Source organism: Streptomyces canus (assembly GCF_001514145.1).
Lineage (GTDB): Bacteria > Actinomycetota > Actinomycetes > Streptomycetales > Streptomycetaceae > Streptomyces > Streptomyces canus.
This window is the reverse complement of sequence record NZ_KQ948656.1, coordinates 622,586-642,219: the sequence shown is the minus strand read 5'-3', so window position 1 is coordinate 642,219 and position 19,634 is coordinate 622,586. Positions and strand designations below refer to the sequence as shown.

Here is a 19,634-nt window from a genome sequence, read left to right as displayed (position 1 = left end):
GCCCGTTCCGACGTCACCGGTCGCTTCCGTCCTGCGGTCACCAGCTCAGGAGTCCGGCGAGTCGTTCCCGGTGGTGGGCCGCGCCGCCCAGCAGCACGGCGTCCGACTGTGCGCGCCGGAAGTACAGATGCGCGTCGTGCTCCCAGGTGAAGCCCATCCCGCCGTGCAGTTGGACGCACTCGGCGGCGACGAACGTGAACGCCTCGCCGCACCAGGACTGTGCCACCGCCGCGGCTTCCGCGAGCGCCTCGGGCGACCCGGCCGCCCGTACCGCCCGGACCACCGCGGACCGCGCGGACTCCACCTGGAGCAGCATGTCCGCGCAGGTGTGCTTGATCGCCTGGAAGCTGCCGATGGCCCGGCCGAACTGCGTGCGGTCCCGCACATGCGCCACCGTCATGTCCAAAGCCGCCTGCGCCCCGCCGAGCTGCTCGGCGGCCAGCGCCACGAAGGCCACGTCGAGGGCGCGGGTGACGACCTCCGTCCCTTCGCCCCCCGCGGTCAGCGCACGCACCGGGGCGGCGGTGAAGGTGACCACGGCCTGGCCCCGGCTCAGGTCCAGCGTGGGCACCCGGCGGACCGTCACACCCGGCCCGCGCGGGTCGGCGAGGAAGAGGTCCACGCCGTCGGGGCCGGCGGCCGCGACCACCAGGGCCTCGGCGTCGGCGCCGTCGAGCACGAAGGGTGCGACGCCGTCCAGCGTCGGGGTACCGCCCTGCCAGGTGACGCCGACCGGGACGGCGTCCGGCCGCCACACGCCGTCGGGCGCGGCCACGGCCAGTGCGTGCACCGTGCCTGCGGCCACCTCCGCCAGGGGCGCTTCGGCCGTGCCGCAGCCGGCCAGCACCTGCCCGGCGAGCACGGTGGAGGACAGCAGCGGCACGGCGGCCGGCGTTCTGCCCAGTTCCTCGCAGACCACGGCGATCTCCGCGAGACCGCCGATGCCTCCCACCGCGTCCGGCAGTCCGAGGGCCGCGAGGCCCACCTGCCGGCCGAGGGTGTCCCAGAGGCCGGTGTCGATGCCGGGGGCGTGCTCGTCGAGCCGGCGCAGTGCGGCGATGCCGCCCGCGTCCGCGCACACGGACCGCACGGTCGCGCGCAGATCCTCGAGTTCGGCCTCCGAGGCCTCGGTCGTTCCGGCGGCGGGGCCGGTCATGGTGGTCGTCATGCCGGTGTCCCGTTCTCGTTGCTTGCGCTTCGGCTTTCGCTCTTGCGCAGCGCGCTGTGTGCCGCCGCCATCCGGGCGACCGGCACGCGGTGCGCGGAGCAGGAGACGTAGTCCAGTCCGACGTCGTCGCAGAACGCGATCGAGTCGGGGTCTCCGCCGTGCTCACCGCACACGCCGAGCTTGATGTCCGGCCGTACGCTCCTGGCCCTTTCCACGGCCAGGGCGATCAGCGCGCCGACGCCGTGCGGATCGAGCCGGGCGAACGGGCTGGCGGTGAGGAATCCGCGCTCCTGGTAGGAGGCGAGCACCTGGCGCTCCACGTCGTCCCGGGAGAACCCGTAGGTGAGCTGGGTGAGGTCGTTGGTGCCGAAGGAGAAGAACTCGGCGTGCTCGGCGAGTTCGGCGGCCAGCAGGGCGGCGCGCGGTGTCTCGATCATCGTGCCGAGCCGGTACGGCACCCGGACGCCGGTGCGGGCGGCCACCGTCTCGGCGGCGTCGCGTACGAAGGCGGCGGCTGCCCGCAGTTCCTCCGGCAGGCTGACCAGCGGGATCATCACCTCCAGCCGGGGGCGGACGCCGGTGGCGGCGACCTCCACCCAGGCGGAGAAGAGGGCTTCCGCCTGCGCCGGGTACAGCCGCTCGTGGAGCAGCGCCAGGCGTACCCCGCGCAGCCCGAGCATGGGGTTGGCCTCGCGCAGCGACGCGGCCCGCTGCTCGGCCGCCGCGTCCCCGGCCTCGCCGGGAGCGGGCAGGAATTCGTGCAGGGGGGCGTCCAGCAGACGTACGGTCACCGGGCGGTCCCCGACCGCGGTCAGCAGCGCCGTGAAGTCCTCGTGCTGTGCGTGCTCCAGGGCGAGCAGCGCCTCGTCGCGAGCCGCCGGGTCGGCGGCCAGGATGACGCTGCGGATCAGGGGCAGCCGGTCGCCGAGGAACTGGTGCTCGGTACGGCACAGGCCCACCCCCTCCGCGCCCAGCGCGACGGCCGTGGTCACCTCCGCCGCGGTGTCGGCGTTGACCCGTACGCCGAGCCGCCGGGAGTCGTCCGCCCACTCGAGCAGGGTGGACAGCTCCGGCGGCGGTCCGGCGACGCTGACACTGAGCGCTCCCGCGTACACCGCGCCGGTACGGCCGTCGAGTGACACCGCGTCGCCCTCGCGCAGCACTCGCTCCCCGATCCGTACCGTGCCGGCCGCCTTGTCGACCCGCAGCCCCTCGACGCCGCAGACGGCTGGCTTGCCGGCGCCCCGCGCCACCACGGCCGCGTGCGAGGCGATGCCGCCGCTGCCGGTCAGCACCGCGGTGGCGGCCAGCATCCCGGGGACGTCGGCCGGTGTGGTCTCGTGCATCACCAGGACGGCGTGCGCGCCTTCGGCGGCCAGTTCGAGGGCGCGTTCGCCGGACAGGGCGACCGTGCCCGTCGCGGCGCCCGGGGAGGCGGGCAGACCGCGTGCCAGGAGTTCCTCGTCGCCGGTCAACTTCAGCTGCGGGTGCAGGAGTTCCTGCACCTGGGCCGGGCCGATCCGGCGTACTGCCGCGTCTTTGGCGAGGGCGCCGTCACGGACCAGGTCGACCGCCAGGCACACCGAGGCGCGCAGCGGCGGGCGGCTCTGCGCCGAGGCGGCGAGCAGCGAGACCTCGCCGTCGCGGACCTCGAAGTCGACGGACACGGGTGCGTGCAGGTGGCGTTCGAGAGTGAGCAGGGCATGCTCGAGGAGCACCGTGCCGCCCGCGAGCTTCTCCAGCGGTTCGCCGGTGTGCGGGGGCGGTGCGCTGCGGCGTACGCCCCGGAAGAACGAGCCCTGCGGAGAGAAGCGGCCGGACTCGGGGTGGCGGCTGACGGCCGTGCCGTAGCCGGAGCGGTCGGCGGGACCGATGCGCAGCGCCTGGACGTGCAGCGCGATGTCCAGGTCGGCGGGAAGCTTCTGGGCCTTGCGTGCCCTTCGGGCCCTTGGCGAGTCCCAGCGGGCGAGGACCGCGCGGGCGGCCAGCGCGAGCTGCTCGGCCGGGTCGTCGGGGAAGGGCCGTCCGGCATGTCGGGCGACCAGGGAGAGCAGTGCCCCGACGCGGGCGTGGGGCGCGGGGTTGTCGAGGAGGGCGTCGTCCAGCAGCGCGGCCGGTACGTCGAGGCCGTACTCGGCGATCATCCGCACCGTGGCCGTCCAGACCTCGTCCAGGGCGTCCGCGCGGCCGATGACGGTGCACAGGTCGCCGGCGCTGTCGGGGGTGACTCCGAGGCACGCGAGGTCGGGCGGGAGCCCCGCGATGTCCGTCGGCGCGCTGGCCGACAGCCGCAGCAGCAGCGGCCTGGCGGAATCGCCGACGCGGCGCCCGGACAACTGCTCGACGAGTTCGACGGCCGCACCGGCGGTGCCGGGCTCGCCCAGCGAGGCCGCGGTGCCCGCGGGCACGGTCAGCCCCGGAACCACCGTCAGCCCGAGGGCCACCAGCCGGTCCATCGCGACGCCGTGCGTGCCCAGCGCGTCCGCGTCCAGTCCGCGGGTCCGTCCCTGGCCGTACGGCACCAGGGCGAGGCCGGGGGCCTGCGGCGGCGCGTCGACGCCGGGGCGGTGGTCGGTGATGTTCACCCGTGGCTCCCTCGGACGAGCTGCTCCTCGCGGGCCTCGTCCTCGGCGCGGCTGATGCCCAGGACCAGCAGCAGTTCCTGGTGCAGCCGCATCCACACGGTGTGGTACGAGTCGCACAGGGGGGAGGCCAGCCACTGCCGGTCGCCGTCGTCGAACCGGTCGAGAGCCTCCTCCAGACCGGTCAGATACCGGCCGCTGTCCGCGAGCAGCCGCTCCAGCCTGCGCAGTACCGGCTGGATCGCCTCGTGCACGTCCTCCAGCTGCTCGCGCACCTCGGCGTCGTAGACGCTGTCGCCGTGGTCGTTGACGCTGCCGTCAGGGCGGCACTGCCAGGCCGTGCAGACCTCGCGGATCTTCCTGTTGACCGGCAGGAACGCCTCGTAGACCGCGGTGATCTGCGCTTCCTGGCCGGAGCCGGCCGGGACCCGCAGCATCTGTGCGGCGGCCTGCTTGGCGGACTCGGTGGGCAGCACCATCGGGCCCTTCACCATGGCCAGCCCGGCGTCGACCAGCGGCCGGTGCACGGACTCCTGCGTACCGCGCCACATGCCGCGCAGGACGAGGTCGATGACGGCGTCGGCGAGGGACGGATCGATGGTGTCTGTCCGCTCCGCGGCAGCTGAATGCATCTCCACACCTTTGTTCCTGTGGGGGCGCGGACTCAGGCCGCGCGGCGACGGATGCCGGGTCGCAGGGAACTGCGATCTGTGTTGCCCGGAGGTTACGCTCCAGCGACCCTGTTAGTGAAGAGGAACTCAAGAAACACTTTGCGGCTCCTGGTCCGCCGGCCGCTCGGCCGGCGCCCTGTCGCGGCGCCGGGCGGCGAGGAAGGACTCCATCGCGTCCTGGGCCTCCGTGCCGCCCGCCAGGACGGCTATGGAGCGCGCCTCCTCGGCGAGTTGTTCCTCCAGTGACAGGGCGGCTCCTGCCCGCAAAAGCGCCTTGGCGGCCCGCAGTGCGTCCCTTGATCCCGCGGCCAGGGCGGCGGCCGTCCGGTAGGCCGTGTCGTCCAGTTCGGCGTCCTCCACGACCCGGGACACCAGACCCCACCCCTCGGCGTCGTCGCCGGTCAGCACCCGGTTGGTGAGGATCAGAACCGCGGCCCGGCGTGGGCCCAGCAGGCGCTGCAGCACCCAGGACGCGCCGCAGTCCGGGGTGAGTCCGATCGCCGTGTAGGCCAGCCGGAAGCGTGCGGAACGGGCCGCCACCACGATGTCGCCCGTCAGTGCGAGCCCTACTCCGCCGCCCGCCGCGGCGCCGCGCACGGCGGTCACCACCGGCACGGGCAACTCGTGCAGGGTCTGCACGGCCGCGTGGGCAGCGGTCGCGACCGCGTGCACGTAGGAGCCGGTTTCCGTGCCCCGGCCCGCGAAGGCGCGCAGGTCACCCCCGACGCAGAAGTTCCCGCCCGCCGCCCGCAGCAGGACCGCGCCGCCGGGGTCCTGGGCGAGATCGAAGGCCGCGGCCCGCAGGGCTTCGGCGGTCGGCAGATCCAGGGCGTTGCCGCGGCCGGGATCGTCCAGCAGCAGTTCGACGACCCCGTCGGAGTGGCGGACGACCCGGACCGGTTGGGTGCTCATCGGAGGTCTTCTCCCATTCGTTGGCACAGCTCGTCGGAGGGTCGGGCTCAGATACTGGGCCCGCCCTAAAGTTTCGGTGGCCGCAGGTCCTCGTCCGGTCGCAAATGAGGGCTCTTCAGAAGAGGATCGTCACCACCCCTCGGGAAAGATACTTGACCCGTTGTACAGTTTCTACGACGCGACGGGCACCGGCGCCCGTACGCCCGTCGGCCGGAGGAACCATGCCGATCCAGTTCGATGTCGATCCGTCCGTAGCCCGGCTCGCCGAGGCCACCGCCGAATTCGTCCGCGACGTGGTGATCCCGGCCGAGCGCGAGTGCGGCGGGTCCGTCCACGACGCTCCGCAGGCACTGCGGGAGACCCTGCAGAAGGGTGCCCGTGAGGCGGGCGTCTTCGCGCCGCACCTTCCCGAACGATGGGGCGGGCACGGCCTGGACCTGCGGGGGCAGGCCGTGGTGTTCGAAGCCGCCGGGTACTCGGTGCTCGGCCCGCTGGCACTGAACTGTGCGGCTCCGGACGAGGGGAACATGCACCTGCTGGAGAAGGTGGCCACCGAGGAGCAGCAGGAGCGCTATCTGCGTCCGCTGGCTGCCGGTGAGTACCGTTCCTGCTTCGCGATGACCGAACCGGCCCCCGGCGCCGGCGCCGACCCCCGGGCGCTGCGGACCACGGCCGTGCGGGTTCCCGGCGGCTGGCGCATCGACGGGCGCAAGTGGTTCATCACCGGGGCCGGCGGTGCCGACTTCACCATCGTGATGGCTCGCACCGAGGGCGGCCCCGGCAGCCCGGGCGGCGCGACCATGTTCCTCGTCGACGCCGGCACCCCCGGCATGCGCATCGTCAGGAACATCGACACCCTGGACGAGAGTTTCTTCGCCGGTCACGGCGAGATCGTGTTCGAGGACTGCGTGGTGGCCGAGGAACAGGTGCTCGGCCAGGTGGACCGCGGCTTCGAGAACGCCCAGGTCCGCCTCGGCCCCGCCCGGCTGACGCACTGCATGCGCTGGCTCGGGTCCGCACGCCGCGCCCAGGACGTCGCGCTGCAGCACGCGGGAAGCCGTGAGGCCTTCGGCTCACTGCTGGGCGACCTCGGCATGGTGCAGCAGATGCTCGCCGACTCCGAGATCGACATCGAGGCGAGCCGCGCGCTGATCTGGCGTACCGCATGGGAGTTGGACACCGGCTCCAGGGCCGCCGCGCAGTTCTCCTCGGTGTCCAAGGTCTTCGTGGCGGAGGCGGTGGGCCGGGTGGTCGACCGGGCGGTGCAGATCTGCGGGGCGCTCGGCATCTCGGCCTCGGACGCCCCGCTGGCGCGTCTGATCCGGGAGGTGCGGCCGTTCCGGATCTACGACGGCCCGTCCGAGACCCACCGGTTCGCCATCGCCCGCCGCGTGGTGAAGCCGTACCGGCAGGCTCGTCCGGCCGGATCCTCCGGACCTGCCGGATCCTGAGGGGACGTCACCCGCGGCCGTAGTTTCTGCTCATTGACTACAGCTCCGTCAGTACCCGGCGTCGTTGATGTGGGACAGCGCCAGGCATCAGGGACAGTTGGCCGGTCGACAGGTCGACAGGTCGGCGCGGTGCGGCGGCGGGGTGAGGGGGTCGGCGGTCGTGACGCGGGCGACGGTTGCCGAACCTGGGTCGCGCGCGGCGCGAGGGCGGTCCGGGGGACGAGCCGGGGCCGGTGGTCCCGCCCGCTCTGAGGTACGTCATTCGCCCGCGGCGTCCTCGGCCTCCCAGCGCAGCAGGTCGCCAGGCTGACACTCGAGCACCTCGCAGAGGGCGGCGAGCGTCGCGAAGCGTACCGCCTTGGCGCGGCCGTTCTTGAGTACCGCCAGGTTGGCGGGCGTGATCCCCACGAGGTCCGCGAGTTCACCCACGGACATCTTCCGCCTGGCCAGCATCACGTCGATGTCGACGGCGATCGGCATCAGATCACCTCGTCCAACTCGGCCTGCATCTGCGCCGCTTCGACGTCGCGAGCAACGGCCTGGGCGAGCAGCATCCGCAGCACGAGCACGATGAGCGCGACGCCCAGGATGGCCACGCCGATGCCGCCCATGATGACGGTGACGCCCGGGTCGTCCCGCTGGCCCGGCGCATTGACGAGGGTGACCGCGAACCACACGAGGGCGGCCGCCACGATCGCGCCGATCACCCCGTCCACGTACCGGAAGGCGGCGTGGGAGAACACGGTTCCGCGTCGCACCATCGTCACCAACCGCCCCACGCAGACCGCGGCGACCTGGACCGACACCATGCCCAGGATCGTGATCACGCGCAGTGCGGTCAGTGGGAGCGACCCGTCCTCCGGGTCGTTCCCACTGACCAATGTCCACACCATCAACGCCTGTACCAACGCGGTTCCGGCGAGCACCACCACGAGCACGACACGCAGCGCACCCACGGTCAGCTTTCCCATGTCCCGTCCTTCCATCGAATCGCGATGGAAACCTATCGAAATTCGATAGGTAAGGCAAGGTGGGAGTTGGGAGGGGCGGGATGTTGCCGAGCAAGTGCTGTGCATCAGGAGGTCGGCGAGCGGGGCCGAGAGGCGATCCCTGCCCAAAGTCCCGTCGGTGCTTGCTTCTTGCTTGCCGGGGTGGGGTGAGGTTGCCGGTTCGGGGCACTCGGGTGGTAACACATCGGCTCACGCCAGGAGGTACGTCATGATCGCGCTCGGCATCATTCTGCTTGTCATCGGTTTCCTCACCGGTGTATCGATCTTGTGGACGCTCGGCATCATCCTGGCCGTGGTCGGCGCCGTTTTCTGGCTGATGGGGTCCATGGGGCACGCCGTCGCCGGCCGACGCCACTATTGGTGACCGCGACGGTCATCGAACGGCGCCTGAGCCGGCCGAGCGAGGAGGCCGCGCCGCCGGCATCAAGAAGCGGTGGTCGCCGACCATGGTCGGCGACCACCGCTTCTTGATGCCGGCGCAGCCGTCCGGGCGGCGCAAGCCCTACGCATTGACGTATCGCAATGCATCGATATGATCTCGGCATGCCGACCTCCGCTGCCGTTCCCACCGCCCTGATCGTTCACGCTCATCCCGAGCCCGACTCGTTCAGCACCGCCCAGATGGCCACCGCCGCTCAGTCTCTCCGTGGCGCCGGTTACCAAGTCGACATCCTGGACCTCTACAACGACGCCTGGGCCCCGGTCCTCGCCCGTGAGGAGTTCCCCCCTGTGGACGGTCCGTTCAAGCCGCAGGCCGAGCAGATGCGCGCGGTCCGGGACGGCACCCTCGACGAGGCCGTCAAGGACCATCTGGAGCGGCTGCTCGCCGCCGATCTTCTCGTGCTGTCCTTTCCGCTGTGGTGGTTCTCGCTGCCGGCCATCCTCAAGGGGTGGATCGACCGGGTGTTCGTCATGGGTGCCGTCTTCGGCGGGGACCACGGACTCTTCGGCGACGCCGCGCTCGCAGGCAAGCGGGCGATGCTGCTGTTCACGACCGGTGGCTCCAGTGAGGCGTTCCGGCCTGGTGGCGCCTTCGGCGCGGTGGACGACTTCCTGTTCCACATCCACCGCGGAATGCTGGAGTTCGTCGGCTACCAGGTCCTCGAACCCGTGATCACCTACGGACCGGCCCACCTGACCGACGAGGAGCGGGCGGTGGCGCTGAAGGCCGTCAAGGAGTCCGTGGCGCGCACCGCGACGGCTCCCCTCTCCGCCGTCGGTTGACGGCGCGACAGGTCCACGCAGGCACCGGCCTGCTCGGCGTCTGACCGGGGCCTGCGTCACCGTACCGGAGAGGCGGTGACGTCACGCCGTACCGTTGCCCGGTTCCGGGCCTCCGGAGCCGTCGCGCTGCCCAGGAGCCGCAGCGCCGCCTCCGACGGTGAGCCGGGCTCGGCCGTGTAGGCGATCAGGCGCTGGCCCGAGGTTCCCGGGATGACGAGATTCTCGAAGCTGAGTTCCATCGCACCGACCAGCGGGTGACGCAGGCGCTTCACTCCGGAGGTACAGGTGCGCACCGGGTGCTGGTCCCACAGAGAGGCGAACTCATCGCATTTCATGGTGAGTTGGCCGATGAAGTCGGCCAGCGAGCGGTCGTCGGGATGGCGGCCGGCGACCAGACGCAGGGCGGCCACGGCGAGTTGGGCCTGTTCGTCCCAGTTCGTGTACAACTCCCGGTACTGCTCGTCCAGGAAGAGCATCCGCGTCAGGTTGGGGCGGTCGCCGGGCGTGTCGGGGCTCTCGGGCGCCAGGTGTCCGGCGAGCAGGGCGTGCCCCAGGTGGTTCCAGGCGAGGACGTCGTTGCGCCGGTCCATGACGACAGCCGGTACGTCGGTCATGGCCTTCAGAAGCTGCCGGGCCGAGGCACTGGCGTGCGCCACTCTGGGCGGTGCGGGGCGGGACGACGCGGCCGCGGGACGGGCGAGGTCCTTCAGATGGGCCGTCTCGTCGTCGGTGAGGCGCAGGGTGCGCGCGATCGCCTCCAGCAGACCGTCGGAGGCGTTGCCGGCGCGGCCCTGTTCGAGGCGGGTGTAGTGGGTGATGCTGACGTTGGCCAGCATCGCCAGTTCCTCGCGGCGCAGCCCGGTGACACGGCGGCGGGACGGGTGCGGGGTGATGCCCACTACCTCGGGACGCAGCGCGGCGCGGCGCGACTTGAGGAAGTCTCCCAGCTCGGACGGGGCGACCATTCATGCCTCCAGGTCGACGGAGTGCGTCGGGCCGTTGCCCCTGGCTTCCCGTGCCGCCGACCGGGCCCGAAGTGCCCGGAGCGGTAAGGACGGTGCTGTCATGACTACCCTCGTGGCGGTCGGGGGAGTGCGTGGGCCGTGGTCACTGACCTCCCAGGATGCCCGTCGGACCCAAGGGCCGGTAGCCATAAGGGTAGTCGTGTGATGACCACCCTCGTGATGGCTGTGCAAGGCAGGGTTCTGGCTGGGAATCCGGGCGCCGCAGATCCTTTTCCGTAACAGCGCGTGACGCGACCGAGCGTGCCGCGTGTCAGGAACCCTGAGGAAAAGGACTCGACGTCATGTCTGTCACTGATACGGAGGCGGCCGGTACCGCGTCCGGCCAAGCCGTCGACACGACACCAGCCGAAGCCGAACTCACCCCCCGGCTCCGGCTGGTGCTGGTACTGCTGCTCGCGACGCAGTTCATGCTGGCCGTGGACTTCGCCATCCTGAACGTGGCGTTGCCGGTCATCGGCAACGGCCTGGGCTTCTCGCTGGCGCACCTGCAGTGGATCGGCACCTCGTTCGCACTGTGCGCGGCCGGCTTCACCCTGCTCTTCGGCCGGGTCGCGGACCTGTTCGGCCGCCGCCGGGTGTTCCTCGGCGGCCTCGTGGTCCTGGGCGCGGCCTCCCTCATGGGCGGGCTGGCACAGAACCCGGAGATGCTCATCACGGCCCGCGTCTTCCAGGGGCTGGCCACCGCCGCCGTGACCCCCGCGGCGCTGTCGCTGATGACGACCTCGTTCCCGGAGGGCCCGCTGCGCCAGAAGGCGCTCGGCCTCAACGGGGCACTGATGTCCAGCGGGTTCACCACCGGCGCCATCCTCGGCGGCGTGCTCACCGACCTGCTGTCGTGGCGGTGGGCGTTCTTCATCAACGTGCCCGTCGTGCTCGCCGTGCTGATCATCGCCCCGAGGATCATCAAGGAGTCCCGCCTCGACGAGCGCCCCAAGCTGGACCTGCCCGGCGCCGTCAGCGTCACGCTCGGTCTGCTGGCCATCATCTTCGGGCTCACCCAGGCGGGCGAGAAGGGCTGGGGCTCGGCAGGCGCCCTGTTGTCGCAGGCGGCGGGCGTGGTGCTGCTGGTGATCTTCTACGTCGTCGAGCGCAACGTGTCCGCGCCGCTGGTGCCGCTCAGTGTGCTCGGCAGGCGGTCGGTGGCCTGGGGCAACGTCGCCGGTCTGATCGCGTTCGCCACCTTCACCTCCCTGATCTTCCCACTGACCCTCTACCTGCAGGAAGTCCTCGGCTACCCCGCGCTCGTCGCCGGCCTGTCCTTCGGCTTCCTCGGCCTGGGAACGGTGACCGGAGGCGTCACGGCCTCGAAGGTCATCGGGAAGATCGGTACCAAGCGGACGCTGATCGTGGGTGGCGTTCTGCAAACCGTGTTCACCACGGCCCTGGTCGGCCTCGGCGACGACCGCTCGTGGATGTGGCTGATGCTGGTCGCCGGCTTCTTCGGCGGTGTCGGCAACATGCTCGCCATCGTGGGCTTCATGGTGACCGCCACCTCGGGGCTCGCCCACCACGAGCAGGGTCTGGCCACCGGCCTCGCCACCATGACCCAGCAGGTCGGCATCACGATGGGTACGCCGATCATGAGCGCCGTCGTCACCGCCGCCATGGCCGGCACCGGAGCCTCGGCCGTCCTCGGCGGTCTGAAGGTGGCGATCGCGGTGAACGCCGCCGTGGTGCTCCTCGGCCTGCTCGCCAGTGCCGTGTTCCTGCGCGGAGACCGGTTGACCACGCAGTGACCGGCAGGCGGTACGAGCCACCCGGGTACCGTCCCTTCGCCGGTCGCCGGTCGCCGGTCGCCGGGGAGGGAGCCCCGGCGCTCGGCGCCGAGCGGCGGCTCGCGCAGCCGCAACGCATCGATTATCGTCGATGTGGCCACAGTCGGCTCCGCTTCAGCACCGGAAGGCGCATGACGACATGCCCGTGACAGGCGACCTCGCGACCCTGATCGAACCCCTCAAGGCGCTCGCCAACCCCGTGCGGTTCCAGGTGCTTCAGTGGCTGCGTGAACCGGAAGAGCACTTTCCGGTCGATCCGGCTGTCACCGATCCGCGCGAGGTCGGTGTCTGTGTCAGCCACATCCAGGCCAAGACCGGACTCGCCCAGTCCACGGTCTCGGCCTATATGGCGGTGCTCGAACGCGCGGGTCTCGTGCGCTCCACGCGGGTCGGGAAGTGGACCCACTACCGGCGCGACGAAGAGCGCATCGCCTTGCTCGTCGAGGAGCTCAAGCGGGAGGTCGGGGCGCGCGCCGGAGATCTCCTGTCCCCGTGAGCTCCAGAGGAGACATTCGGCTTCCCCTGTCTTACCCAAGCTGGACAGTGCGGTGCTCAGTTCGACGGTCGTGCAACCGGCACGTCTCCGGCTTTCCGGCGCCTTCTGATTCCTCGTGTCCCGGTCCGGCGGCATAGGCCAGAGCAGATCGGGGGAATCAGCTCCAAGGTCCTCACCGAGACGCTGCGGCGCCTGCAGTCCAAGGGATGGGTGGACCGGCAGGCACACCCCGGAGCACCACCGCGAGTTGAGTACCGACTCACCACCCTGGGGCGGACTTTGCTGGCGCCCATCGACGCTGTCGGAGCATGGGCCTTCGAGTATGGCGAGGAAGTCATGGCTGCGCAGGAGCCGAATGCGCCACCACCAAGTCCCTGGCAGAGTGAGCGACTCCACAACAGGCTCTGCTAGGAGTTTTTCGCCGCCCGGGCCCGATGGGCCGCGACCGTCGTCCGGCTCGCGCACGCGTTGGAGCAGAATCGGCGCGTCCGGTTCCGTGACTGGTCCACGAAGTAGTTTCCGCACCCGGCCCCGGCACACCGCCCCAGTGTCACCGCCGGATCCCCGGCCGCGACAAGGGCGAGCTTGGCGGCGATCAGCTGGCCGACCCAGCGCTTGGCCGGGGTGCCGTTGCGGCTGAAGTGGACGTGCCAGCCGAGGCCGTCGTGGTCGGACAGATGCATTTCCGGCGGATACTCGCGCAGCAGGCGGTGCACGGCTTCGGGGGCGGCGCCGTCGACCGACTGCGCCAGGGCCGTGCGCACGAGGTCCGGCAGCTCGCCGTAGTCGCCGCCCGGCGGCGGAGTGACCTCGTGCTCTGCGAAGAACGCGGCGACCAGTTCGCCGCGCTGGTCGAGGGTCCCGGTATTGGCCAGCTCGACGGCCAACCGTGTCACGTTCCCAATGTAGTCACCGTACTGCACTTGACCACCTACATCGCCGCTTCTTAATGTAGGCGCCATGCTATCTGATGACACCTACGTGGCCCGCCGCCTGCAGCTGCTCGGGGAGTGGGACGCCGCGCTCGCCGCCTTGGACCCGGACGCCGAGCCCGAGCTGCGCGCGGAGATCGCCGTCGACCGCTGGTTCTTCCGGGTCGAGGGTCATGAGGAGGCCGAGAAGGCGGTCGCGGCGCTCGATCCCGCATCGCCGACCGCGCACTTGCTCACGGCGCGACTGGCCTACAGTCGCCTGCTGTTCCGGCGCGACCCCCGCGCCGACGACCGCGCCGTGGCCGAGGCCGGCTACCGCGCGGCGGCTGAGAGCGGCGACGAGAAGCTGCGCGGTTGGGCCGAGTACCACTGGGCCGTCCTGCTGGACAACATCGACGAGGACCCCGCCGGCGCCGTCCCGCGCTACGAGACAGCTCTCGAGATCGCGACGAAGTCCGGCGACGGCTACTTCGAGTCCTACATCATCCGGCATCTCGCACCGCACAAGGAACCCGCCGAGCGGATCGCGATGCTGCGCCGCTCACTCCACCTGCGCGCCGCGCTCGGCGCCCGGCCCCAGACCATCGCCGCGCAGGCCCTCCTCGCCGACAACCTCCCCGAAGACGACCCCGAGCGCGCCGAGCTCATGCAGGTATTCCGCCCAGGTGCGGAAGAACTGCGCATCGGCTGGCTCCTGTCCGAGGACTGATCCGCCGACCCTTCCAGCAGGTCGTGCCGGATCGGAAACCGAGTTGGATGCCGCTTGCGTCCCGAATGGCGGGTCCGCGAACTGCCCGTCCCGCAGGGGCAGTTCGCCGACCTGCTCGTTCAGGCGAGGGGCCGTCAGCCGACGGTGCCGGTCACCGAACTGCCGGACTTCGTCACGTGGTACGTCACGGTGGCTCCGCTCCAGAAGTGGAAGGTGAGTGTCACCGGCGCGCCGTCACGCAGTGCGTTGAGGTAGTCAGGGGTGAGAGTGAGGGCGTTGTTGGAGTAGTCGGGGGAGAAGGCGCCGTTGAACTCCTGGTAGGGGGTCCAGTCGGTGTTGCCGGCGTTGGTGCCGTCGGCATAGGTGGACTCCATGGTCGCGAGCTGGTCACCGCGGTACTGGGTGGGGACGGTGAGACCGCCGGTGGTGCCGGTGGCGTTGGAGAGCACCGGCCGGTCGTAGGTGATCACTCGGATCGGCCAGGCGAGACCGGCGGAGAACCTGGCCTCGATCGTCGCGTTGGTCCCGTAGGCGCGGTCGCCGGCCAGTCGGGTCAGCGCGGAGGCCGTGAGGGTGAGCTGGTTGCCGGAGGCGGTGTAGTCCCGGCCCTGGGCGAGCTGTGTACTGCCCTGCCAAAGGCCACGGAATGTGAGGCCGTTGGGGTTGAGGGTGAGCGTCTGGGCCGTGATCGCACTGGACTTCGCCAGGAAGACCTGGTCGGAGGAGGCGGTTCCCGAGCGGGTGGTCCAGCTCGACCTGATCCGGTTGATCAGCTCGGGGTCGGTCCACTGCAGTGTGGTGCGGCTCAGGTAGGCGAACGTTCCGGGGTCCCACAGGGCCGTGGTCACTCCGGCGGCGCGGGCCTCGTAGCCGAACTGCTCGAAGTACTTGAAGGCCTCGCCCCGTTCGACGCGGGAGGGGTGGTTGCTGTCGGGGTACCCCAGCAGCCCGTACTCACCGAGGTAGACGGGGATCCCCTTGGACGTGAAGGTGGCGCGGAGCCGGTTGAAGTTGTCGGTCATGTCCTGCTGCGAGGTGGCGTCGAAGCGCGTGCCGCCCGCGACGTTCACGCTGAACGGGTAGTAGCCGTAGTAGTGCACCGTGACCACGAGGTTGGGGTCGTTCAGCGACTTCATCTCGCTGGACAGGGCGTCCAGGAAGGTCTGCCCGGAATTGGTGTGCAGGGTGGGCAGCACGAGCAGACGGGTCGCGTTGTTGCCGCCGGACTGGCGCACGATGGTGTGGAACGCGGTGTTCAGTTCGTCGTTGTACTGGATGCCCTGGGCGTCGGTGGTGTTGTTGAACTGCGGCTCGTTGTTGCTCTCGAAGAGCAGGGTCTGGGAGGAGTCCTTGAACTTGGCGGATATCTGCGTCCAGGTGGCTTTGAAGCGGGCCAGGACGTTGTCGTGGTCGGTGGGCATGGAGGAGATCCACTGCCACGAGTCGTGATGGACGTTGAGCACGACGTAGAGACCGTCCGCCTGCGCCCAGTCGACCACCTGCTTGACGCGGTTCATCCAGGTCGCGTCGATGGTGTACGGGGCCGTGGCGGACTGGTGGCCCGACCAGGTGACGGGAATGCGGACGCTGCGGAAGCCCTGGGCCTTGATGGTGTCCAACAGGGGTTTGGTGACCGCGGGGTTGCCCCAGGACGTCTCGTCAGGGATGGCGTCCAGGCTGTTGCCCAGGTTCCAGCTGGGCTGCATCGCGGCCACGGCGCTCATGGGGCTGAGAGCCTTGGAGCCGAGTGCTGTGGACGCGTCCTTGTGGGCCGGTGCCGCGAAGGCGGCGGTGCTGGTCAGCCCGATCGCGGCGATCAGCGCCACCACGAAGCCGAGCAGCCGGCCGGGGTCGCTTCTGCGGCGGCCGGTGGGGGAGTGCGTTCCCTTCATCTTCGATCCTTTTCTGCTGGTGAGCGGACGTTCCGCCCGTGGGGGGAATGGAGTTCAAGGCAACTGGTTTCAGGGGGCGACCGGCTCGTAGTCGAACCAGTCGAAGTGGACCGTGCCGGCCGCCGCGTACAGGCCGATGACCCGTCCGGTGAAGCCACCGGCCACCTCGGTCGACAGGTAGCGGCCGTCGAGCTCACCGAGAGCGGTGAAGGTGCCGTCCGACTCCTCGATGCCGAGCGCGAGGACGTCGGGACCGGTGCGGGGGCCCTTGGGAGGGGCGTCGGAGACCTGAAGGCGGAGCACCACGGGACCGGCGGGCACGGACCGTGATCCCACGACCGTGCGCAGCGTTCCGACACGGCTGAGGACACGCACCTCGCCCTCGGCCGCCTCGATCTCGTAGTGGTGCTCCTCGTCCAGGCGGACGGCGAGACCACCGCGCCCCTCGGCCGGGTCGATCAGGGCCCGCACCCGGCAGGACAGGTGCTCCTGGCGGCGGCCGACGAACACGACGTCCGGCTCGTCCAGGGACTCGCCGCGAGCGCGCAGGGTCAGTTGGCCGGACCGCTCCTTGGTGGTGCAGTACTCGGCGGGACGGTCGCGTACGGAGATCCACTGGGGCCGCAGCTCGCTGAGGTCGAAGTCGTCCCGGACCTCCTCTGCGGGGCCGGGGACGAGCGGCCAGGCGGGCACGGGCAGGACGGACGGCACCTCGTCGACGACGGGCCAGTCGTCCACCCACTTCACCGGCGCGAGGAAGGTCTCGCGGCCCAGCACGTGCCAGCCGGGGGTGCCGCCGCGCGGCCGGACGCCGAGCAGCACCATCCACCAGGAGCCGTCAGGGCCTTGGACCAGGTCCGCGTGCCCGGTGTTCTGGACGGGGTGGTGGGTGCCGCGGTGGGTGAGGACCGGGTTGTCCGGGCACGGTTCGAAGGGGCCGTCGGGCGTCCGTCCGCGGGCGATCGAGACACCGTGACCGCGCTCGGTGCCGCCCTCCGCGATGAGGAGATACCAGTAGGCGCCGATGCGATACAGGTGCGGGGCCTCGGGAGCCATCGCACCGGGAGTTCCGGCCCAGACCTTGTACGGCTTTCCGAAGGTCTCCCCGGTGTACGGGTCGATGCGGACCTGTGCGCCGCCCGCGGAGGTGCACCAGCAGGTGCCGTCCTCGTCCCAGGCCAGGTCCGGGTCGATGCCCGGAACCCCGGGCAGGCGGACGGGATCGGACCAGGGGCCGGCGGGGTCGGTGGCGGTGAACAGCATGTTGCCGCCGCCCTCGGTCACATTGGTGACGATCAGCCAGAAGCGGCCGTCGTGATGGCGCAGGGTGGGGGCGTAGATGCCGCCGGACGACGGGGCGGCGGTGAGGCCGAGCTGGCTCGGCCGGTCCAGGGCGTTGCCGAGCTGCGTCCAGTGGACCAGGTCACGGCTGTGGAAGACGGGGATGGCGGGGAAGTACTCGAAGCTGGAGCAGACGAGGTAGTAGTCGTCTCCCACGCGGCAGACGCTGGGGTCGGGGTGAAAGCCGGGGATGACGGGGTTGGCCACGGTGGCATCCCCCCGCAGTGTCTCTGGCACTCGGTCAAGTCCCTTCGGAATAAGGTGAGTCGGCGTGTTCAGGGGGTGTCCGAGGCCGCGTGGGCGAGGCGCAGGAGCACCGCGGAAGGCGCAGCGGGCAGCGTGAGGGTGAGGTCGGCGGTGTCCGGATGCCAGGAGGCGACGGCCTGGCTCGCGGCGGGGTAGAGCACGTCGACGCGGGCCGCGCGGCCGTGCAGATGAGACAGCTGGAGGGTGGCGGTGGTCTGCGCACCGGGGCGGCGCCAGACCGTGAGATAAGTGGTGGCCGGCGTGTGGAGCGCCAGGGCGAGCCACGCGTCGTCCCAGGCCGGCAGGCCCAGCGGCCACGCGGGCACGGCCTGGGCCAGGTCGGTCCGGATGGCCTTGTACACGGTGACGGCCTCGTGGACCAGGGCACGGGCCTCGGGCGGCAGGTCCGGGAGCAGCCCGGACAGATGGATGCGGCCGAGGAGGGCGTTGGCCATGGTGAAGGCCACCTCGTCGAGGGAGTCCTCCGGCTGCGGATAGGCCCATACGGCGCCCTGTTCGGGGGTGACGGCGGTGGGCGCGGAGGCCGCGATGGGGGCGTAGAGCTGGAGGTTCTGCTGGTCGCTGGTGGACTGCAGTTGCAGTCGGGACAGCAGCGCGTAGTCCCAGCGCATACCCCCGGAGGAGCAGTTCTCCACCACCAGGTGCGGATAGCGGTCCAGGATGCCGTCGAGCCATTCGAGGTGCGCCCGGTTGTGGCCGAGCAGTCCGGCGCCCGGGGTCTCGCCGGGGTGGGCGCTGGTGCCGGAGCCGGGGTCGATGTTGTGGTCGAGCTTGAGGTAGCCGACGCCCCACTCGCCGACCAGGCGGTCCACGACCTGGTCCAGGTGGGCACGGGCTGCGGGGTGGCGCAGGTCCAGGTGGTGGCGGCCGGTCTCGGTGACGCGGACGCCGTCCCGGCGGAAGAACGCCTCGTCCGGAAGGGACTTGGCGATGGGGCTGCGGACGCCGATCACTTCCGGCTCCAGCCACAGACCGGGCACCATGCGGCGCTCCCGGATGCGGTCCAGCACCTCGTGGATCCCGCGTTCGCCGGGGAACCGGGACGCGGCCGGCTCCCAGGCTCCTACGCTGTCCCACCAGCCGCCGTTCTCGCCGTCGTACCAGCCGGCGTCGATGACGAAGTACTCCGCGCCCGCCTCGGCCGCCGCGTCGATCAGCGGCAGCAGCTTCTCCGTGGTGGGGTCGCCCATCAGGCAGTTCATGTAGTCGTTGAAGATGACCGGGAGCCGCAGGTGGTCGGCGTGCGGGCGGCGGGCGGCCCGGCGATAGCGGGTGAGCGCGGCGAACGCCTCGTCCGGGCCCCCGGCATCGCTGAACGCGAGGGCGACGGGCACGGTGCGGAACTCCGCACCCGGCTCCAGCGGATGCCGCCAGCCGTGGTGGGTGTCGGTCGGGCCGAACAGGGCGAGGTAGGCCAGCGTGTCGCGCTCGCCGCACTCCCAGTGCCAGCCGCCTCCGTTGTGCTCGATCTGCCACAGCCACGTGCGGCCCGTGCGACGGTCGGTCAGGCCTCCCATGGGCAGCCGGCCGCAGCTCGACCACACACCCCGCCCGGTCTGAGCGCACTCGCCCTTGCCGTTGTCGTAGACCACGCGGCCGGCGAGGACCGGCGAGGTCACCCGCATCGGCCGGCGCTGCCAGCGGCACTCGGCGACCCAGTCGTTCTCGGCCCACAGCAGGTCGGCGCCGTCGATGGCCTCCGGGCCGTCGGCGAGGGGACCGACGACGACGGAGGAGACGGACTCCAGGTGCAGGGTGGCGTCCCCCTCGTTGCGCAGGACCACCTCGCTGCGCAGTACGGGCACTCCGTCCGGCGAGCGGTAGGTCACTTCGGCGACGAGCCCGGTCTCCGGGTCGTGGAGTTCGACGGTGAGCACATGCCAGTCGCCGTCGCGGGTCGCACGGTGCGCGCGGTGACGCAGCCGCCCGCCGATGTACGAGTCGATGAGGCGCCCACCCGACCAGGCGCGGCCGTGGCCCGCCGCCGTCACCTCCACCAGGGGCAGCGGAGGCCACGACCGCCGCTCGGGAGACAGGTCGCCGGGGACGCCGAGGCGGGTGAGGCGGGCGTTGCCGTCCTCACCGACGACGATCTCGGCCTCCAGAGCCCGGTGGCCCCATCGGACGATCGGGGGTGCGCTGGTCATTGCTGCCTTTCCGAAGCGAGGGAAGAGGGAGA

General features: G+C 71.1%; 17 protein-coding genes and 1 pseudogene. 7 read left to right on the top strand and 11 right to left on the bottom strand.

The window, feature by feature from the left end; all coding sequences use genetic code 11:
• Nucleotides 1–37: 37 nt before the first annotated feature.
• The 4 genes from AQJ46_RS02815 to AQJ46_RS02800 form a co-directional block, all read right to left on the bottom strand.
• Nucleotides 38–1,168: an acyl-CoA dehydrogenase family protein gene (locus AQJ46_RS02815; RefSeq protein ID WP_059204020.1), complete on the bottom strand. Its 1,131-nt coding sequence runs from the start codon at nucleotides 1,166–1,168 to the stop codon at nucleotides 38–40.
• Entirely contained in the window at nucleotides 1,165–3,753 is a 2,589-nt protein-coding gene (locus tag AQJ46_RS02810; protein ID WP_079072089.1) for a putative PEP-binding protein, read from the bottom strand. Before AQJ46_RS02810 ends, AQJ46_RS02815 begins: the two co-directional genes overlap by 4 nt.
• Nucleotides 3,750–4,382, bottom strand: a complete 633-nt coding sequence (locus AQJ46_RS02805) for a hypothetical protein (protein WP_059204402.1) — start codon at nucleotides 4,380–4,382, stop codon at nucleotides 3,750–3,752. The genes AQJ46_RS02810 and AQJ46_RS02805 overlap by 4 nt, the downstream gene beginning before the upstream one ends.
• Nucleotides 4,383–4,508: 126 nt before the next feature.
• On the bottom strand, nucleotides 4,509–5,333 hold the full coding sequence (locus AQJ46_RS02800) for an enoyl-CoA hydratase/isomerase family protein (RefSeq protein ID WP_059204019.1): 825 nt from the start codon (nucleotides 5,331–5,333) through the stop codon (nucleotides 4,509–4,511).
• 221 nt (nucleotides 5,334–5,554) lie between these two features.
• Between AQJ46_RS02800 and AQJ46_RS02795 the strand changes: the two genes are divergently transcribed.
• On the top strand, nucleotides 5,555–6,784 hold the full coding sequence (locus AQJ46_RS02795) for an acyl-CoA dehydrogenase family protein (RefSeq protein ID WP_059204018.1): 1,230 nt from the start codon (nucleotides 5,555–5,557) through the stop codon (nucleotides 6,782–6,784).
• Nucleotides 6,785–7,042: 258 nt separating this feature from the next.
• Here the strand turns inward: AQJ46_RS02795 and AQJ46_RS02790 are convergent, their stop codons facing one another.
• Both AQJ46_RS02790 and AQJ46_RS02785 read right to left on the bottom strand, forming a co-directional pair.
• The gene (locus tag AQJ46_RS02790) at nucleotides 7,043–7,264 is read right to left on the bottom strand and encodes a helix-turn-helix domain-containing protein (protein ID WP_059204017.1); all 222 of its coding nucleotides are present in this window, start codon (nucleotides 7,262–7,264) and stop codon (nucleotides 7,043–7,045) included.
• A complete protein-coding gene (locus AQJ46_RS02785; RefSeq protein WP_059204016.1) occupies nucleotides 7,264–7,755 on the bottom strand; it encodes a DUF2975 domain-containing protein in 492 nt (163 codons plus the stop codon). The genes AQJ46_RS02790 and AQJ46_RS02785 overlap by 1 nt, the downstream gene beginning before the upstream one ends.
• 247 nt (nucleotides 7,756–8,002) lie before the next feature.
• Between AQJ46_RS02785 and AQJ46_RS56080 the strand changes: the two genes are divergently transcribed.
• Both AQJ46_RS56080 and AQJ46_RS02780 read left to right on the top strand, forming a co-directional pair.
• Nucleotides 8,003–8,158 carry a DUF6131 family protein gene (locus AQJ46_RS56080; protein ID WP_167362990.1) on the top strand — a complete coding sequence of 52 codons (156 nt, stop codon included), beginning with the start codon at nucleotides 8,003–8,005 and terminating at the stop codon, nucleotides 8,156–8,158.
• Nucleotides 8,159–8,337: 179 nt separating this feature from the next.
• Entirely contained in the window at nucleotides 8,338–9,018 is a 681-nt protein-coding gene (locus tag AQJ46_RS02780) for an NAD(P)H-dependent oxidoreductase (protein WP_059204015.1), read from the top strand.
• 56 nt (nucleotides 9,019–9,074) lie between these two features.
• Here the strand turns inward: AQJ46_RS02780 and AQJ46_RS02775 are convergent, their stop codons facing one another.
• The gene (locus AQJ46_RS02775) at nucleotides 9,075–9,983 is read right to left on the bottom strand and encodes a helix-turn-helix transcriptional regulator (RefSeq protein WP_059204014.1); all 909 of its coding nucleotides are present in this window, start codon (nucleotides 9,981–9,983) and stop codon (nucleotides 9,075–9,077) included.
• 341 nt (nucleotides 9,984–10,324) lie between these two features.
• On the opposite strand from AQJ46_RS02775, the gene AQJ46_RS02770 reads away from it, so the two are divergent.
• The 3 genes and pseudogenes from AQJ46_RS02770 to AQJ46_RS51695 all read left to right on the top strand — a co-directional run.
• Complete coding sequence (locus AQJ46_RS02770) at nucleotides 10,325–11,779, top strand: MFS transporter (protein ID WP_059204013.1); 1,455 nt, start codon at nucleotides 10,325–10,327, stop codon at nucleotides 11,777–11,779.
• A gap of 178 nt (nucleotides 11,780–11,957) precedes the next feature.
• A complete protein-coding gene (locus AQJ46_RS02765) occupies nucleotides 11,958–12,314 on the top strand; it encodes an ArsR/SmtB family transcription factor (RefSeq protein ID WP_059204012.1) in 357 nt (118 codons plus the stop codon).
• Between the two features lie 111 nt (nucleotides 12,315–12,425).
• Nucleotides 12,426–12,725, top strand: a pseudogene (locus AQJ46_RS51695) (winged helix-turn-helix transcriptional regulator); the annotation flags it as partial.
• Here the strand turns inward: AQJ46_RS51695 and AQJ46_RS57005 are convergent.
• On the bottom strand, nucleotides 12,722–13,210 hold the full coding sequence (locus tag AQJ46_RS57005; protein WP_225887219.1) for a CGNR zinc finger domain-containing protein: 489 nt from the start codon (nucleotides 13,208–13,210) through the stop codon (nucleotides 12,722–12,724). The pseudogene AQJ46_RS51695 and the gene AQJ46_RS57005 sit on opposite strands and share 4 nt — an antisense overlap.
• Nucleotides 13,211–13,274: 64 nt before the next feature.
• Between AQJ46_RS57005 and AQJ46_RS02755 the strand changes: the two genes are divergently transcribed.
• Nucleotides 13,275–13,955, top strand: coding sequence for a hypothetical protein (locus AQJ46_RS02755; protein WP_059204010.1), 681 nt, complete (start codon nucleotides 13,275–13,277; stop codon nucleotides 13,953–13,955).
• A 134-nt stretch (nucleotides 13,956–14,089) separates the two neighbouring features.
• On the opposite strand, the gene AQJ46_RS02750 is transcribed toward AQJ46_RS02755, so the two are convergent.
• The 3 genes from AQJ46_RS02750 to AQJ46_RS02740 form a co-directional block, all read right to left on the bottom strand.
• The gene (locus AQJ46_RS02750) at nucleotides 14,090–15,847 is read right to left on the bottom strand and encodes a cellulase family glycosylhydrolase (RefSeq protein ID WP_059204009.1); all 1,758 of its coding nucleotides are present in this window, start codon (nucleotides 15,845–15,847) and stop codon (nucleotides 14,090–14,092) included.
• Nucleotides 15,848–15,916: 69 nt separating this feature from the next.
• The gene (locus AQJ46_RS02745) at nucleotides 15,917–17,395 is read right to left on the bottom strand and encodes a glycoside hydrolase family 43 protein (protein WP_225887218.1); all 1,479 of its coding nucleotides are present in this window, start codon (nucleotides 17,393–17,395) and stop codon (nucleotides 15,917–15,919) included.
• A gap of 68 nt (nucleotides 17,396–17,463) precedes the next feature.
• Nucleotides 17,464–19,602: an alpha-galactosidase gene (locus tag AQJ46_RS02740; protein ID WP_059204007.1), complete on the bottom strand. Its 2,139-nt coding sequence runs from the start codon at nucleotides 19,600–19,602 to the stop codon at nucleotides 17,464–17,466.
• Nucleotides 19,603–19,634: the final 32 nt, after the last annotated feature.